Annotated in this window: 13 protein-coding genes; 8 read left to right on the plus strand and 5 right to left on the minus strand. The window is 66.6% G+C overall.

Annotated elements, in window-relative coordinates; translation table 11 throughout:
- The first annotated feature begins 183 nt into the window (after positions 1-183).
- The 8 genes from SCLO_RS16970 to fghA all read left to right on the plus strand — a co-directional run bounded on the left by SCLO_RS16970 (position 184) and on the right by fghA (position 8,018).
- Positions 184-1,986 carry an assimilatory sulfite reductase (NADPH) flavoprotein subunit gene (locus tag SCLO_RS16970; RefSeq protein WP_066518216.1) on the plus strand — a complete coding sequence of 601 codons (1,803 nt, stop codon included), beginning with the start codon at positions 184-186 and terminating at the stop codon, positions 1,984-1,986.
- A gap of 8 nt (positions 1,987-1,994) precedes the next feature.
- A complete protein-coding gene (locus SCLO_RS16975) occupies positions 1,995-3,710 on the plus strand; it encodes an NADPH-dependent assimilatory sulfite reductase hemoprotein subunit (protein WP_066518218.1) in 1,716 nt (571 codons plus the stop codon).
- The gene (gene metB / locus SCLO_RS16980; RefSeq protein WP_066518221.1) at positions 3,703-4,872 is read left to right on the plus strand and encodes a cystathionine gamma-synthase; all 1,170 of its coding nucleotides are present in this window, start codon (positions 3,703-3,705) and stop codon (positions 4,870-4,872) included. The genes SCLO_RS16975 and metB overlap by 8 nt, the downstream gene beginning before the upstream one ends.
- Positions 4,873-4,893: 21 nt before the next feature.
- The gene (locus SCLO_RS16985; RefSeq protein WP_066518224.1) at positions 4,894-5,139 is read left to right on the plus strand and encodes a hypothetical protein; all 246 of its coding nucleotides are present in this window, start codon (positions 4,894-4,896) and stop codon (positions 5,137-5,139) included.
- Between the two features lie 12 nt (positions 5,140-5,151).
- On the plus strand, positions 5,152-5,508 hold the full coding sequence (locus SCLO_RS16990) for a DUF488 domain-containing protein (RefSeq protein ID WP_066518226.1): 357 nt from the start codon (positions 5,152-5,154) through the stop codon (positions 5,506-5,508).
- A gap of 147 nt (positions 5,509-5,655) precedes the next feature.
- Positions 5,656-6,765, plus strand: a complete 1,110-nt coding sequence (locus tag SCLO_RS16995; protein ID WP_066518229.1) for an S-(hydroxymethyl)glutathione dehydrogenase/class III alcohol dehydrogenase — start codon at positions 5,656-5,658, stop codon at positions 6,763-6,765.
- 14 nt (positions 6,766-6,779) lie between these two features.
- Complete coding sequence (locus SCLO_RS17000; protein WP_066518231.1) at positions 6,780-7,163, plus strand: VOC family protein; 384 nt, start codon at positions 6,780-6,782, stop codon at positions 7,161-7,163.
- Positions 7,164-7,175: 12 nt separating this feature from the next.
- Entirely contained in the window at positions 7,176-8,018 is an 843-nt protein-coding gene (fghA, locus tag SCLO_RS17005; protein WP_066518234.1) for an S-formylglutathione hydrolase, read from the plus strand.
- Positions 8,019-8,049: 31 nt separating this feature from the next.
- Here the strand turns inward: fghA and SCLO_RS17010 are convergent, their stop codons facing one another.
- The 5 genes from SCLO_RS17010 to SCLO_RS17030 all read right to left on the minus strand — a co-directional run bounded on the left by SCLO_RS17010 (position 8,050) and on the right by SCLO_RS17030 (position 16,295).
- A complete protein-coding gene (locus SCLO_RS17010) occupies positions 8,050-8,919 on the minus strand; it encodes an FAD:protein FMN transferase (protein WP_066518253.1) in 870 nt (289 codons plus the stop codon).
- 415 nt (positions 8,920-9,334) lie between these two features.
- A complete protein-coding gene (locus SCLO_RS17015; RefSeq protein WP_066522133.1) occupies positions 9,335-10,213 on the minus strand; it encodes a DUF4198 domain-containing protein in 879 nt (292 codons plus the stop codon).
- Positions 10,214-10,224: 11 nt separating this feature from the next.
- Entirely contained in the window at positions 10,225-10,761 is a 537-nt protein-coding gene (locus SCLO_RS17020) for a DUF2271 domain-containing protein (protein WP_066522131.1), read from the minus strand.
- Between the two features lie 17 nt (positions 10,762-10,778).
- Positions 10,779-11,426, minus strand: coding sequence for a PepSY-associated TM helix domain-containing protein (locus tag SCLO_RS17025; protein ID WP_066522124.1), 648 nt, complete (start codon positions 11,424-11,426; stop codon positions 10,779-10,781).
- A gap of 204 nt (positions 11,427-11,630) precedes the next feature.
- Positions 11,631-16,295: an NAD-glutamate dehydrogenase gene (locus SCLO_RS17030; RefSeq protein WP_066522122.1), complete on the minus strand. Its 4,665-nt coding sequence runs from the start codon at positions 16,293-16,295 to the stop codon at positions 11,631-11,633.
- Positions 16,296-16,521 lie beyond the last annotated feature (226 nt).

Below are 16,521 nucleotides of genomic sequence, written 5' to 3' on the forward strand. Positions count from 1 at the left end.
GTCACCGCATTGATATGAAAAATATTCTGTTCAAGATCAAATAATAGTCATTTGCCTTATTTTATTCCAGCGCCCAGATTGGCCTTCTGAGTGAAGGATGCTTCATGACATCGGCGCCCGGGGAGGATTCTGCGCAGGCAGGCCGGAGCGCGGGAGGGAGCGGAACGCCGGGGATAAGCGCGAATGACGACATCGGAAATTCCGGGGAGTGCCTTGACCCCGGAGCAGTGGCGACTGGCAGAGCAGCTTTCGCGGTCGCTGGACCCGATGCAGGCGCGCTGGATCAGCGGCTATTTCGCCGGGTTTGACGCGGCGCTGCGCCATCCCCAACCGCAGCCCGCGTCATTCGCGCCTGCCCCTGCGCGGTCGCTGACGATCCTGTACGGCACGGAAACCGGCAACGCGGCCGAACTGGCGCGGACGCTGGAGGCGGCGGCCAAGGCGGCGGGACTGACATGCGCGCTGGCCGACATGGCCGATTACAAGGTGCGGCAATTGGGGCAGGAACAGGACCTGCTGGTCATCGTCAGCACCTATGGCGAGGGCGATCCGCCGCAACCCGCGACCGGCTTCTTCGAATTTGCCGAAGGGCGCAAGGCGCCGAAGCTGGAAGGCGCGCGCTTTGCCGTGCTGGCGCTGGGCGATTCCACCTATGAATATTTCTGCCAGGCGGGCAAGCGGATCGACAAGCGGTTCGAGGAACTGGGAGCGCAAAGGATCGCGCCGCGCGTCGATTGCGATGTGGATTATGAGGAACCGGCGGCGGAATGGATCGAGGCCATCGTCGCGCAACTGGCGAGCGAGGCGGAGGCCGCGCCCGGACCGGCTGTTGCGACCGTGTCCGGCGCAGGCGTCGCTCCGGCTTCGGCTTATGACAAGCGCAATCCCTTTCCGGCGCAGATCGTGGACAATATAGCCATCGTCGGGCGCGGATCGGACAAGGAGACGCGCCATATCGAATTCTCGCTGGCGGGGTCGGGGCTGCATTATGAGCCGGGCGACGCCATGGGGATCGCCGTGTCCAACGATCCGCAGGTGGTGGCGGCGCTGCTCGATGCGCTGGGCCTGCCGCCCGATGCGGCGTTCGAGTGGAAGGAGCAGGCGCTTACCATCGGGGAGGCGCTGACTCATCGGTTCGAGATCACCGCCGCGACGCCGCGTTTCCTGGATTATTGGGCGTTGCTGAGCGATGCGGCGGCCTTGAAGCAGTTGCAGCAGGAGGATCGCGCGGGCGAGCGGTCCGTGTTCCTGCGGACGCATCATATCGTCGATATCGTGCGCCGCTTCCCAGTGGGGGAGGTGATGCCGCAGGGCTTCGTGTCGGCGCTGCGGCCGCTCCAGCCGCGGCTCTATTCGCTGGCGTCCAGCCTGTCCGCCGCGCCGGAGGAGGCGCATCTGACGGTTTCGCCGGTGCGCTATGCGCTGCATGGGGAGGCGCGGCATGGGGTCGCGTCCTGCCTGCTGGCGGATCGCGCGCCGCCCGATACGACGCTGCCGGTCTATATCCAGAGCAATCCGCATTTCCGCCTGCCGGGCGACGACAAGCCGATCGTCATGATCGGGGCGGGAACGGGCGTCGCGCCCTATCGCGCCTTCATGCAGGAGCGGGAGGCGCGGGGCGCGGAGGGCAAGAGCTGGCTGTTCTTCGGGGAGCGGCGGTTCCGCACGGATTTCCTCTATCAGACCGAATGGCAGGGCTGGCTGAAGGACGGGACGCTGAACCGGATGGATGTCGCCTTCTCCCGCGACGGGGAACAGAAGGTTTATGTCCAGCATCGGATGAAGGAGCAGGCGCGCGACCTGTTCGGATGGCTGGAGGACGGCGCGCATGTCTATGTGTGCGGCGATGCGGCGAATCTCGCGCCGGACGTGCATCGGGCGCTGATCGACATCGTGGCGCAGGAATCGCGCACCAGCCATGAGGCGGCGGAGGATTATGTGCGCTCGCTCCAGGCCGACCACCGTTACCAGCGCGACGTGTATTGAGGGACGCCATGACCAGCATGACCATCGACCGCAGCCATGACCTGTCCCAGCCGCTCGACCGGCTGAGCGCCGACGAACGGATGAAGGACGCCAGCGATTTCCTGCGCGGGACCATCGCGACGGGATTGCTGGACCGGATCACCGGGGCGGTGCCTTCGGCCGACGACGTGAAGCTGATGAAGTTCCACGGCATATACCAGCAGGACGACCGCGACGTGCGCGACGAGCGGCGGCGGCAGAAGCTGGAGCCTGCCTATCAGTTCATGATCCGGGTGAGGCTGCCCGGCGGGGTGTGCACGGCGGCGCAATGGCTGAAGCTGGACGAGCTGGCGCGGGCGCATGGCGGGCAGACGCTGCGGATCACGACGCGGCAGACGTTCCAGTTCCATTGGGTGCTGAAGGATAGCTTGCGGCCGATCATTCAAGGATTGCACGAGACGCTGCTGGATACCGTCGCGGCCTGCGGCGACGACAGCCGCGGGGTCATGTGCACCGTCGATCCGCAAAGCTCCCGCTTCCATGCCGAGGTCGCGGCGATGGCGAAGCGGGTGAGCGACCATGTGATCCCCAAGACCCGCGCCTATCATGAAATCTGGTATGGCGACGAGCGGGTGGCGTCGTCCGAGCCGGAGGAGCCTTTTTACGGGCGCACCTACATGCCCCGGAAGTTCAAGATCGGCTTCGCGCTGCCGCCGTCCAACGACATAGATGTCTATGCGCAGGATCTGGGCTTCATCGCCATCGAAGGGCCAGACGGGCTGGCGGGGTTCAACGTCGCCATCGGCGGGGGCATGGGGCGCACCGATCAGGCGCCGCACACCTATCCGCGCCTGGCGAGCGTGATCGGCTATGTGCCCGCCGACCGGGTGATCGCCTGCGCGGACGCAGTGATGACGGTGCAGCGCGACTATGGCGACCGCAAGGACCGGCAGCGGGCGCGCTTCAAATATACGATCGACGACAAGGGGCTGGACTGGATCAAGGGCGCAATCGAGCGGGTGATGGGCGAGCCTTTCGAGGAGGCGCGGCCTTTCCTGTTCACGTCCAACGGCGACAGCTTCGGGTGGAACGAGACGCCTGACGGCCGCCTGCATCGGACCGTCTATGTGCAGAACGGGCGGCTGGACCTGAAGCTGCTGGACGCCTTCCGCGACATCGCGCGGGTCCATCGCGGCACGTTCCGCATGACGCCCAACCAGAATGTCATCGTCGCGGGCGTGAAGGCGGAGGATCGGGCGGCCATCGACGCGCTGCTGGCGGAGCATGGGCTGGAGGAGGAAAGTGCGTCGCCGCTGCGGCGCAACGCCATCGCCTGCGTGGCGCTGCCGACCTGCGGCCTCGCCATGGCGGAGAGCGAGCGCTATCTGCCGGACCTGCTGGGCAGGATCGAGGAGATGATGGACCGGCACGGCCTTTCCGGCGAACCGATCACCGTGCGGATGAGCGGTTGTCCCAATGGCTGTTCGCGGCCCTATATCGCGGAGATCGGCTTCACCGGGCGCGCGCCGGGCAAATATAATCTCTATCTGGGCGGCGGCTTCCATGGCGAGCGGCTCAACCGCATGGTGCGGGAGAATGTGGGCGAGGCGGCCATGCTGGAAGTGCTGGACGACGCGCTGGGGCGCTATGCCCGCGAGCGGGAACCGGGCGAGCCTTTCGGCGATTTCACCATAAGGGCCGGGATCGTGCGCGAGGTGACGGAAGGGCGCTATTTCAATGACTGAACGGGATCGCCCTCTTCCTGACGTGGAGACGATCGCGGCGGCCTATGGGGTCGCGGCGGACCCGGCTTTCGGAGCGGTGGCGCCGCCGCTCTATCTGTCCAGCACCTATGAGTTCGCCGGTTATGAGCGGCCGCGCGTCTATGATTATGGCCGGGCGGGCAATCCGACGCGGGACATGCTGGCGGACGCCCTGGCGGAGCTGGAGGGCGGGGCGGGCGCGGTCGTCACGTCGAGCGGCATGGCGGCGCTCGACCTGCTGGCGGGCGGGCTGCGCGTGGGCGCCCTCGTGGTGGCGCCGCATGATTGCTATGGCGGGACGATGCGCCTGCTGAAAGCACGGGCGGAGCGGGGGCAGATCGGCCTGCGACTGGTGGATCAGGGGGACGCGGCGGCGCTCGACGCGGCGCTGGAAGCATCGCCCGCGCTGGTGCTGATCGAAACGCCGAGCAATCCGCTGATGCGGGTGGTCGACATCGCCGCGCTCGCCGGCCGGGCGAAGGCGGCGGGGGCGGAGGTGGCGGTCGACAATACCTTCCTGTCGCCCGCCATCCAGAGGCCGATCCTGCTGGGGGCCGACTATGTCATCCATTCGACCACCAAATATCTGAACGGCCATTCCGACGTGATCGGCGGCGCGGTGGTGGCGGCGGATCGGGGGAAGGCGGAGCAGTTGCGGCAATGGGCCAATGTCGTGGGGAGCGCGGGCGCGCCCTTCGATGCGTGGCTGACCTTGCGCGGGCTGCGGACGCTGTTCGCGCGGCTGGAACGGCAGCAGGCCAATGCGATGGCGGTCGCCCAGTATCTCGAAAGCCATCGGGCGGTGGCGAAGGTGCATTATCCGGGCCTGCGGTCGCATCCGGGGCATGGCGTCGCGAGCCGCCAGCAGCGGGGGTTCGGCGCGATGCTGAGCTTCGAACTGGCGGGCGGCGTGGAGGCGGTGCGGCGCTTCCTGCCGGCGGTGCGCTTCTTCACGCTGGCGGAGTCGCTGGGGGGCGTCGAGAGCCTCGTCGCCCATCCCGCGACGATGACGCACGCCGATATGGGTGACGAAGCGCGGGCCGTGGCGGGAATAAGCGACGGGCTGCTGCGCTTTTCCATCGGTCTGGAGGCGGAGAAGGACCTGATCGCGGGGCTGGAAGAGGGGTTGGCGGCATGTGCCTGATCCGCCTGGAGGAGAGGTGACATGCCCGTCCATGTGTGGGTCATCGATCTGTTCGGGGTCGCGCTGCTGATCGTCGGCTTCACCATGGCATTCCGGCAGGATGTGGCGCGGCGGATCATCGGCAAGCCGCATACCCCCGCGGCATCGGCCGCGGCGAAGGAGGAGGGGGGCGATCCGCTGACCTATATCCTGCGGATCGCGGGCGTCATGCTGATGGTTTTCGGTTTCGCGATCGGATTGATGTTCACGCTGTTCAATCTGTCTTAGGATGCGAATGTCATGGGCAAGATCGGCATCAAGCGCATTTACGAACCGGCTGACCGGGCGGACGGACAGAGGATATTGGTGGACCGCCTCTGGCCGCGCGGCGTTTCCAAGAAGGAAGCCGAGCTGACGGAGTGGTGCAAGGACATCGCGCCTTCCCCCGCCCTGCGGAAATGGTTCGGCCATGATCCGGCCCGTTTCGACGAGTTTCGCGACCGTTATCGCAAGGAACTGGACGGGAATGGAGAGGCCGTCGCGGCGCTGTGCGACCGGGCGGCGAAGGGCGACCTGACCCTGCTGTACGGCGCGCATGACGAGACATGCAATCATGCGGTGGTGCTGGCGCAATATTTGCGGGCGCATTGCCGATAGGCAGCCTCTTCGCTTCCCTGTAACAGGGGGAGCCGAATCCTCCTGTGAACGGATCGTCCGCGAGGCGGCCGCCGCTGTCCCCCGGGGGTTTCCTTGGCGGGCAATTGTCCTAAAGAGGGGCCTTCGCATGGAATCGGGAGTTTGCGCATGAAAACCAGAGCCGCCGTCGCGTTCGAGGCGAAGAAGCCTCTCGAAATCGTGGAGGTCGATCTGGAAGGTCCCAAGGCGGGCGAAGTGCTGGTGGAGATCATGGCGACCGGCATCTGCCATACGGATGCCTATACGCTGGACGGGTTCGACAGCGAAGGCATCTTCCCGTCCATATTGGGCCATGAAGGCGCGGGCATCGTGCGGGAAGTGGGGCCGGGCGTCACTTCGGTGAAGCCGGGCGACCATGTGATCCCGCTCTACACGCCCGAATGCCGCCAGTGCAAAAGCTGCCTTTCGGGCAAGACCAACCTGTGCACCGCGATCCGCGCCACGCAGGGCAAGGGACTGATGCCGGACGGGACGACCCGCTTTTCCTACAAGGGACAGCCGATCTTTCATTATATGGGCTGTTCGACCTTCTCCAACTTCACGGTGCTGCCGGAGATCGCCGTCGCGAAGATCCGCGAGGACGCGCCGTTCGACAAGAGCTGCTATATCGGCTGCGGCGTCACCACCGGCGTCGGCGCGGTGGTGAAGACCGCCAAGGTGACGCCCGGCTCCAATGTCATCGTCTTTGGCCTGGGCGGCATCGGCCTCAACGTCATCCAGGGCGCGAGGCTGGTGGGCGCGGACATGATCGTGGGCGTGGACATCAATGACGACAAGGAGGAATGGGGCCGCCGCTTCGGCATGACCCATTTCGTCAATCCGGCCAAGGTCGAGGGCGACATCGTGCAGCATCTGGTGGAATTGACCGACGGCGGCGCGGATTATACGTTCGATTGCACCGGCAATACGGGCGTGATGCGGACCGCGCTGGAAGCCTGCCATCGCGGCTGGGGCGAAAGCATCATCATCGGCGTCGCCGAAGCGGGGAAGGAGATTTCCACCCGTCCGTTCCAGCTCGTCACCGGCCGCGTCTGGAAGGGCAGCGCTTTCGGCGGGGCCAAGGGCCGGACCGACGTGCCGAAGATCGTGGACTGGTACATGAACGGCAAGATCGAGATTGACGCGATGATCACCCATGTGCTCGATCTGGAAGAGATCAACAAGGGCTTCGACCTGATGCACGCGGGAGAAAGCATCCGGTCCGTTGTCGTTTACTGAGAGGAGAGAATGCGATGTTCAGCCATGTGACGGTCGGGGCGGACGATCTGGAAAAGTCCCGGACATTCTACGACGCCCTGCTGGGTTCGATCGGCTACGGTCCGGGCGTGCCGTTGAAGGAGGACCGCTACGCCTATCTGTCGGACAACGGGGCCTTCATGATCGTCCGTCCCATCGACGGGAAGGAAGCGACGCACGCCAATGGCGGCACGATCGGCTTTGCCTGCGATTCGCCGGAGAAGGTGGAGGCATGGCACGAAGCGGGCCTCGCTCATGGCGGCACCTCCATCGAAGACCCGCCGGGCGTGCGCGCCATGCCGTTCGGCAATCTGTATCTCGCCTATCTGCGCGATCCCTATGGCAACAAGCTTTGCGCCATGCATCGGATGGCGGGCTGAACCGGGGCGGAGATGGAAACGCTCTCGACCCATCGGGCCCATGGCGGCGCGCAGGGCGTGCATCGCCATGCGTCGGCGGCGACGGGGACGGAGATGACCTTTTCCGTCTTCGTGCCGCCCCATGCGGAAGGCGCGCGGCTGCCGGTGGTCTGGTATCTGTCCGGCCTGACCTGCACCCATGCGAATGTGACCGAAAAGGGCGAGTTCCGCCGCGCCTGCGCCGAGCTTGGTCTGATCTTCGTCGCGCCCGACACCAGCCCCAGGGGCGAAGGCGTGGCGGACGATCCCGAAGGTGCCTATGATTTCGGGCTGGGCGCGGGCTTCTATGTCGATGCGACCCAGCCGCCCTTCGCGGCCCATTATCGCATGTGGTCCTATGTGACGGAGGAACTGCCCGCCCTGATCGCGGCGCATTTCCCTGCCGACATGGCGCGTCAGTCGATCATGGGGCACAGCATGGGCGGGCATGGCGCGCTGACCATCGGGCTGACGTTCCCGGATCGCTTCAGGGCGGTGTCGGCCTTCGCGCCGATCGCCGCGCCCGCCCGGGTTCCGTGGGGGGAAAAGGCGCTGGCCGGTTATCTGGGGGACGACCGGACGGCCTGGCGCGCGCATGATGCCGTCGCGTTGATCGAGGATGGAGCGCGGCTGCCCGACCTGCTGGTGGATCAGGGCGATGCCGATCCGTTCCTGGAAGAACAGCTCCGGACGCCATTGCTGGAAGAAGCCTGCCGTGCGGCCGGGCAGAAGGCGACGATCCGCATGCAGCCGGGCTATGACCACAGCTATTATTTCATCTCCACCTTCATGGATGAGCATCTGCGGTGGCATGCCGACCGGCTGCGCGCGGCCTGAGCGGCGGGCCGTGACGGATTGAAGCGGGCGATCACCCGTCCAGCATCGCGGCGAGGGCAGGCGTCATATATTCCCGCGCGCGGTCGCCCTCGCGCCGGACGAGGCGGATGGCGAGGCCGTGGCGGGTGGCGAGGGCCATGCCGCGATCATGACCGAGGACGGTGACGGCGGTCGCCCATGCGTCGGCCAGCATGGCGCTTTCATGCAGCACGGTGACGGCGGCTACATCATGCGCGATGGGCGCACCGGTCGCCGGATCGATGCTGTGGGAAAGGCGCTGGCCGCCTTCCATGCGGAAGCGGCGATAGTCGCCGGAGGTGGCCACGGACAGGCCGCAAAGCGCGATGCGAAGCGTGGGGATGGACAGGCCGGGCGGGGAATCCGCGTCGACCCACCATGGCTGGAGGTCGGGCCTCACGCCCGCGCCATGGAGTTCGCCGCCGATCTCGATCAGGAAATGGTGGAGGGATCGCGCCTTCAACGCCTGCGCCACGGCGTCGACGGCATGGCCTTTGGCGATGCCCGAGAAGTCGAGCGTTACGTCGGCGAGGCGTCGGGCGCGGGAGCCGTCGACTTCTATCGCCTGCCATGGCGGAGAGGCGGCGGCGGGCGTGCCTGCTCCGCTTCCGGGGCCGAAACCCCAGTGGGCGACCATGTGGCCGATGGCGGGGTCGAAGGCTCCGCCGGAGAGGCGCGCCATGTCCAGCCCGGCGCGCAGGACCGTCATCATCTCGTCGGGAAGGGTCATCCATTGGCCGGGGGGCAGGCGGTTGAAGCGGCTGATGTCGGAATCCGCCTCCCAATTGCTCATCTGCGCGATGATGCGGGCAAGGATGGTTTCGATCAGCGCCGCGCAGTCCGCGGGCGCGTCGACGATGCGGGCGGACCAGCTCGTGCCCATGGTGGGACCGCCCAAGTCCGCGATCCGGCCCGCGCGGTTGCGGCCCTTGAACGAGTCGGGCGAGAGGTCGGGCGGGATGGCGATGCGCAGGGCGGGGGGCATGGATGGTCGTTCCTTTGCTGGTCCCGGCCTGAATCAAGAGGGAGGGCGATTATGTCCTTTGCAAACCCGGTATGGAAGGCGGCTTTGGATGGGGAGCGGACAGTCTGCTTTCCTAACTCCGTTCGCCCTGAGCGAAGTCGAAGGGCACGGCCGACCGTAGGGAGGCCCCTTCGCTCCGCTCAGTGGAGAGCTTCGACTGCATTGGAGATGCAGTTTATCCTGAGCGACTGCTGCAAGCAGTCAGTCGAAGGGCTCAGCCCGAACGGAGATTGAATCTCCGCAAATGGCCGGAAGCCGCCCAGGAACGCCTGGTTCAGGGGGCCAGCACTTCCAGCGTGGTGATGTAGGAAGCGCGGCGCGGCGGAGGGCCGGCGGGGACGGGCGGCGGCGACTTCGGCGCGGCTGCGCCCTGCGCTTCGCCCATGCCGCCGCCGGGGCCGCCTTCGCGCTCGCTGGCGAGGCTGACGTTCATCCAGTACATGCCCGGCTGCGGCCAGTTGACCGACACCTTGCCGTCCGCGCCCGTGCTGAGGTCCATCTGGCCCAGCGAATCCCGGTAACGGATCCCGCCGGGGATCACCGTGACCTTGAGGCCCGAGGCGGGCTTGCCGTCCAGCAGGAACTGGAAGGTCGCGCTTTCGCCCGAAACAAGGTCGTTGGGATGGGTGACCGGCACCATCTCGATGCCCTGGCCGGTCGGCTTGAAGAGATCGCTGGTGGGCGCGCCCAGCGTCACGAAAATCTCGTTGCGGCTGATGGATTCGGCCGTCTGCACATCCGTCGCCCCGGCGGGGAGCGCGGTGGCGAGCGTGTCCTTCGTCGTGCCGCGCGGCAGGCGTTCGCGCTTGCCGTTCAGCATGTAGCTGCCCATCAGGCCGCTCGACACATTGGCGATGCGATAGGTGCCCGGCTGGGTCAGATGCACGTCGAAGGTCGAGCGATAGCGGCCCTTGGCGGCGTTTTCGATCCTGCCCGCCGAACCGTCCGGCTGCGTGACGGCGATCTGGTCGGTCGCCATCGGGAAATGCTCGAAATAGAAAAGGTCGTTGGAGATGGCGGCGTCCACCGTCACCCAGCTATCCGTGCCGGACAGCACGGTGGAGGAGGGCATCATCCACTGGCGGTGCGCCTGCGCCGCGCCGGAGAGGGTGAGGGCGGCAAGCGCGCCCGCGATCAGAAATCTGGCCTTCATTGGACTTCCCCTTATTTCCCGATGCTGAGGCTGACCGCCCCCAATTCCGTCGATCCCTTGGCGCGCAGCACCGCGCCGGGCTTTTGCGGCCAGGCGAAGGGCACGCGCACGACTTCGCGGCCGCCGACTTCGCGCGCGGCTTCCACGATCAGCGTGTAATTGCCCGGCGCAAGCTGGCCCAGCGGCCCCTTGCCGGTGGCGAAGCTGACCTTCTGGTCGCCCGGCGCGCGGGTCGCGCCGGTGACGCCATCGGCGGGGAAGGTCATCGTCCGGCCGGAAGCGCGCCACCATTGCCGCACGTCGCGCAGCCATTTGGTGCCTTCGCCATTCTTCATGTCATAATCATACCAGACCGACAGGGTGCGCGGCGCCGCGCCTTCCTTTTCCAGCCAGATGGCGACATAGGGGCGGTGATATTCGGCCACCGACAGGCGCGGAATATTGACGGTGAGGTTCAGCGTTTCCGCCTGCGCGGGCATGGCGGCGAGCGCGCCGGTCGCGCCCAGCGCGGCCCCGCCGGTCAGCAGCAGTCTGTGGCTGATCTGCATGGTTGTTCTTTTCCCTGTCAGTGGATGAAGACGATGGCGAGGATCGCCGGGATGGCGAGGCCGATGGCGACCAGCGGCCATGTGCTGGGCCGCTTGGCCGCGTGGAGTTGCAGCAGCAGCAGGCCGGTCAGAGCGAAGAGGAAGCAGGCGACGGAGAAGATGTCGATGAACCATTTCCATACCGTGCCGGTGTTGCGGCCCTTGTGCAGGTCGTTGAGATAGCTGATCCAGCCGCGGCTGGTCGCTTCGCTGGTGACTGCGCCGCTGTGCCGGTCGATCGCGACCCAGCCGTCGCCGCCCGGGCGGGGCAGGGGCAGATAGACTTCATCGGCCGACCATTCCGCCTCGCCGGTGCCGCGCTGGCCGATTTCCTTCTGGACCCATTGGGCGATGTCGGCGGGCAGCGGCTTCTTGCTGTCGGGCTTGTCGTCGGGCGCGACCTGTTTCAGCAGGGCGGGGGGCAGGGTCGCGGCCTTCTCCACCGTCTGCGGCGCGCCTTCGACATCGGCGGCATGGTTGAGCGTGATGCCGGTGAAGGCGAAGAGCAACAGGCCGATCAGGCTGACCGCCGAGCTGATCCAGTGCCAGGCGTGAAGCTGCTTCAGCCAGAAAGCCTTGGGGCTTTTCTTCTTCCTCTTGGGCTGAAGTTGAGCGGGAGCGTGCATCGGAAAAGCGGCGAATCCTGAGAATAGCAAGGCGGACCGAATAACGCGAACGACTCGCAATTGCAAACCTGCGAGGGAGGGAAATTGTATCAAAATGTAAGCGGGATCATCCCTTCCCGGTGGGGAGGGGTAGCATCCTTTCCATAGGACGATACCCCTCCGTCAGGCCTTCGGCCTGCCCCGTCCCCTTGCAGGGGAGGATTTTTAGCGGCCCAGCAACCCGCGTGCCTGTCCCGCGATTTCCGCGAGCATGGCGACATTGGGCGCGGCCGCCGCGCGGGCGCGCTGGACGAGGGTGCGGAACTGGCGGATGCGGGGGTCTTTTTCCTTCAGCCAGTTTTCGACATGGGCGGCGATGTCCTTGCTCTTCGCCTGGGCGAGGAGGTCGAGCCGCACCTGCTGCATGTCGCGGGCGATGCCGGAAATGAGCAGCCGTTCCCATGGATCGGTCGGCTCCATGCGGGCGGCGGCGGACTGGACCCAGTCGATGCCGACCGCTTCGCCCAGATGGGTGAAGGCGCGGGTGAGGGCGACTTCTTCCACGCCCAGCTTTTCGGCCAGCATGGCGATGCCGACCGCACCGTCCAGCTTGAACAGGCCCGCGGTGCGATGGACCAGTTTTTCCGGCGCGCCCAAGGAGAGGAGGTGATCGGTGACGGCGGCGGTGCGGCGAAGCGCTTCGCTGGTGAGGAGGTCGTCGACCTTGCTTGCGAGCTTGCCGACGCCCTTGGCGAGCAGGGCGTGGCCCGCTTCCGGCAGGGTGCCGGTGGGGACGGAGCGCAGGATGTCCGCGATCTGGGCGCGCATGCCGCCGGCGATATGGCCGAACAGGGCGAGACGGGCCGCTTCGGACATGTCCGCCGCGTCGATGTCGTCCCACAGCTTGTGGATGTCGTAGAGCCGTTCGGCGATCAGGAAGGCGCTGGCGAGGTCGCCCGTCGAGCAGCCTTCCTCCTCCGCCAGTTCGAGCGGGTGGATGAGGCCAAGGCGGTTGACGATGCGGTTCGCGACCTTGGTGGCGATGATCTCTTTCCGAAGGGCGTGGACGGCGATGGCGTCCGCTTCCTTCTTCTGCATCTGCGGCGGGAAGGCGGCCATGAGTTCGCCGGTCATGGAAGGATCGGTGGCGAGGGCGCTTTGCTCGATCGCGTCCTGCAAGGCCAGCTTCGCGGTGGAAAGCAGCACGGCGAGTTCGGGACGGGTGAGGCCCATGCCGTCCTGTCCCCGGCGCAGGAGCTGGTCGTTCGCGGCGAGCCCCTCCACCTGCCGGTCGAGCCTGCCCGCTTCCTCGAAGGTTTCGATGAGGCGGACATAGCTGGCAAGGTCCGCCGCGCCGCCGCTTTCCGCGATGGAGAGGCCGAGCGCCTGCAAGCGGTTGTCCTCCAGCACGAGGTCCGCGACCGCATCGGTCATGCTTTCGAGCAGCGCGTTGCGCGCGTCGAAGGCGAGGCGGCCTTCGGCCATTTCCTTGTTGAGCGCGATCTTGATGTTGACTTCATTGTCGGAGCAATCGACGCCCGCGCTATTGTCGATGAAGTCGGTGTTGATGCGCCCGCCGCGTAGCGAGAAGGCGATGCGCGCGGCCTGGGTGACTCCCAGGTTCGCGCCTTCGCCCACGACCTTGACGCGCAAGTCCTCCGCATTGACGCGGAGGCGGTCGTTGGCGGGGTCGCCGACATCGGTCTGGCTTTGCGCGGCGGCCTTCACATAGGTGCCGATGCCGCCGAACCAGAGCAGGTCGTTGGGGCTTTTGAGGATGGCGGAGATGAGGGCGGTCGGCTCCATTTCCGTGGCGTCGACGCCGAGGACCGCCTGCATTTCCGGGGTGAGGGGGATGCTCTTGAGCGAACGGGGGAATATGCCGCCGCCCCTGGAGATGAGCGCCTTGTCATAATCCTCCCAGCTTGAGCGGGGGAGGTTGAAGAGGCGCTGCCGTTCCGCCCAGCTTGCCGCCGGGTCGGGATCGGGGTCGATGAAGATGTGACGGTGGTCGAAGGCGGCGACCAGCTTGATCGCCTGCGAGAGCAGCATGCCGTTGCCGAACACGTCGCCCGACATGTCGCCGCAGCCGACGACCGTGACCGGCTCGCTTTGCACGTCCACACCCATTTCGGCGAAGTGGCGGCGCACGCTGATCCATGCGCCGCGCGCGGTGATGCCCATCGCCTTGTGGTCGTAGCCATGGCTGCCGCCGCTGGCGAAGGCGTCGCCCAGCCAGAAGTCGCGATCCAGCGCGATGGCGTTGGCAACATCGGAGAAGGTCGCCGTGCCCTTGTCCGCCGCGACGACGAAATAGGGGTCGTTGCCGTCATGGATGACGACCTGCGCGGGGTGCTTGACCTTGCCCTTGACGATATTGTCGGTGACGGAAAGCAAGGCGCGGATGAAGATGCGGTAGCTTTCCGTGCCCTCCGCCATCCATGCGTCGCGGTCGACCTGCGGGTTGGGAAGCTGTTTCGGGTAGAAGCCGCCTTTCGCGCCGGTGGGGACGATGACGGCGTTCTTCACGCGCTGCGCTTTCATGAGGCCGAGGATTTCGGTGCGGAAATCGTCGCGGCGGTCGGACCAGCGCAGCCCTCCGCGCGCCACCGGACCGGCGCGCAGGTGAATGCCCTCCACGCGAGGGGAATAGACCCAGATCTCGCGCCAGGGCAGCGGGGCGGGAAGGCCCGGCACCTGCGCGCTGTCCAGTTTGAACGCGAGCGCTTCGGTCGAGGCGGGAGCGAAGAAATTGGTGCGCAGCGTTGCGGCGATGACGGCGCGCAGCAGGCGCAGCACGCGGTCCTCGTCGATGGCCGTGACTTTTTCGAGGCCGGTTTCGATGGCGGCCTGCGCGGCGGCGGCGCGGGCTTCGCCCTCTTTCGCGGCGGGATCGTGGAGCGCGATGAACAGTTCGACCAACTGATGCGCCACATCCTTTTCCCGACGCAGCGTATTGGCGACGGTGGCCCGGCTATAGGCCATGCCGGTCTGGCGCAGATAGCTGAACAGGGCGCGGAACAGCACGACCGCGCGCGGCGAAAGGCCCGCCGTCACGATCAGTTCGTTGAGGCTGTCATCCTCCGCCACGCCCTCGATCACCTGCGCTATGGCTTCGGTGACGACATCGGCGCGGGCAACCACGGCTTCGGCATCGCCGCCTGCGGGCAGTTCCAGCACGAAGCGCTGCACATGGCCGAGCGCGCCGCCGTCGATGGCGGTCGTCATCTCGTCGATCACGCGGAACCCGAAATTCTCGAAGGCGGGGACGACTTCGGACAGGGCGATGGCGTCATGGCTGTAGAGCTTGAGGCGCAGGCGTTCCGCGCTGTCCTCCGCATTGCGGTAGATGCGGATCGACTTGTCGCCGGGGCCGGACAGGCCATGGATCAGGCGGATGTCGATGGCCGCTTCCGCCGGGCCCGCGCCGTTGCGATAGGCCATCGGGAAACCGTTGGCGAAACGCTGGGCGAGTGCGGCGGCGCGGCCCGGCTCCTCGGTTTCGGCGAGCGATTCCTCGACGGCGGGAAGCCAGCCGCGCACCATCTTGCGCAGGCGTTCGTCCAGTTCCGCGTCGTCGGGCACCACGCCGCCGTCGCGCAGGTCGAGCGTGATGCGCAGCAGGGCGAGGCCCCCTTCCTCCAGCGCGATCGACCAGCTGAGCACCGCGGCACCATTGGCGGCCTGCGACAGCATATCCTGAATGGAGACGCGGCGGGCGGTCGAAAGCTCTTCGCGGGGGAGCCAGACGAAGGCGTAGAGATGGCGGGCGAGCGCGCTGGTGGCAAGCGCCAGCTTCGGGCGCGGGCGGTCGGCCAGCGACATGAAGGTGAGCGCCAGCCGCTCCAGCGTCTCGCGGTCGAAGCCGATCAATATGTCGTGCGGCAAGGCGGTCAGCGCATGAACCAGCGTCTTGCCCGCATGGCCAACCGGATCGAAGCCGAATTTCTCCATCAGCAGCGACAGGGCGGAACGCAGCAGGGGCACCTTGTCCGGCGGCGCGGCGAGGGCGGAGCTGGTCCACATGCCCGCGTGGATGGAGAGGGCGACCACCTCCTTGCCCTGCCGCACCGGCACGATGATGAGGTCGAGCAGCACATGGCGATGCACGCGCGAGGTGATGTTGGATTTGATGATGAGGGGGACGCGCTTGCCCTCCTCGAACCAGGCGAAGGCGGCTTTGCGGGAGGCGGGGGCGATCAACGGCTTGTCGCGCAGGGCGCAGATGCCGATGCCGTCCCGCGCCTTGCCGTCGCGGCCGCAGATTTCATGCCCGGTCTGCGTGAAATGGCGCGAGAGGAACCAGCGGAGCAGCGCCGCGCCTTCCTCGTCGGGGATGGCGTCGGCATCGGCGGCCATCGCTTCCTGCATCCGTGGCCAGTCGGCGACGGCGGCGCGCACGTCGGCCAGCGTGTCGCGCAGGTCCTTCTCCAGCGCGCGGCGGACCTTCGCGTCGGCGCGGTCGGCCTCGATATAGATCATCGATTCGCGGCGGGCGCCCGATGTTTCATCGTCAAGGATCGCCTTCAGCGCCCCCTTGGCGTCGCGGCTGACCGACAGGACGGGATGGAGCAGGCGGTGGATGGTGATGTCCTCCGCCGCCAGCGTGTGCGCGATGGAATCGACCAGGAAAGGCATGTCGTCGTTGACGAGGGCGATCCGCATGAAGCGGGCCGACACGCTTTCGCCCAGCGTTTCGATGGCGATGGCGGGCTGACCGGGCGCGCGGCTGCCGGCGGTGCCGGCGAGGAAGGCGGCGGCGTCGGCCAGGGCGGCTTCATCGAACCCTTCGCTCTCGCCGGGCAGCGCGCCGCGGGCCAGCGCGTCTTCCAGCGCCTGGCGGATGGAAAGGTCGACTTCCTTGATCTTTGGCTCAGCCGCGGCCGTCATGCGTACACCTCATCCTCGCGGGATTGCCCGCTTATTTCCCAGAATGGAGGAGGCGTTGGATCGCGATCCGACGACTCCCCGGCTCGCAACCCACTATGCGCCGGAGAGCCGTGTGGCTCAAGCAGGAATGAGAAACAATGTTTCTTGATTTTGAAATATTACACCGAAAGGGCGCCTCTCGAGGGAAGCGCTGGCCGGTCCTCGTGGCGGCGCCCGTCGGCCCCGG

The organism is Sphingobium cloacae, from assembly GCF_002355855.1.
GTDB classification, from domain to species: Bacteria; Pseudomonadota; Alphaproteobacteria; order Sphingomonadales; family Sphingomonadaceae; genus Sphingobium; species Sphingobium cloacae.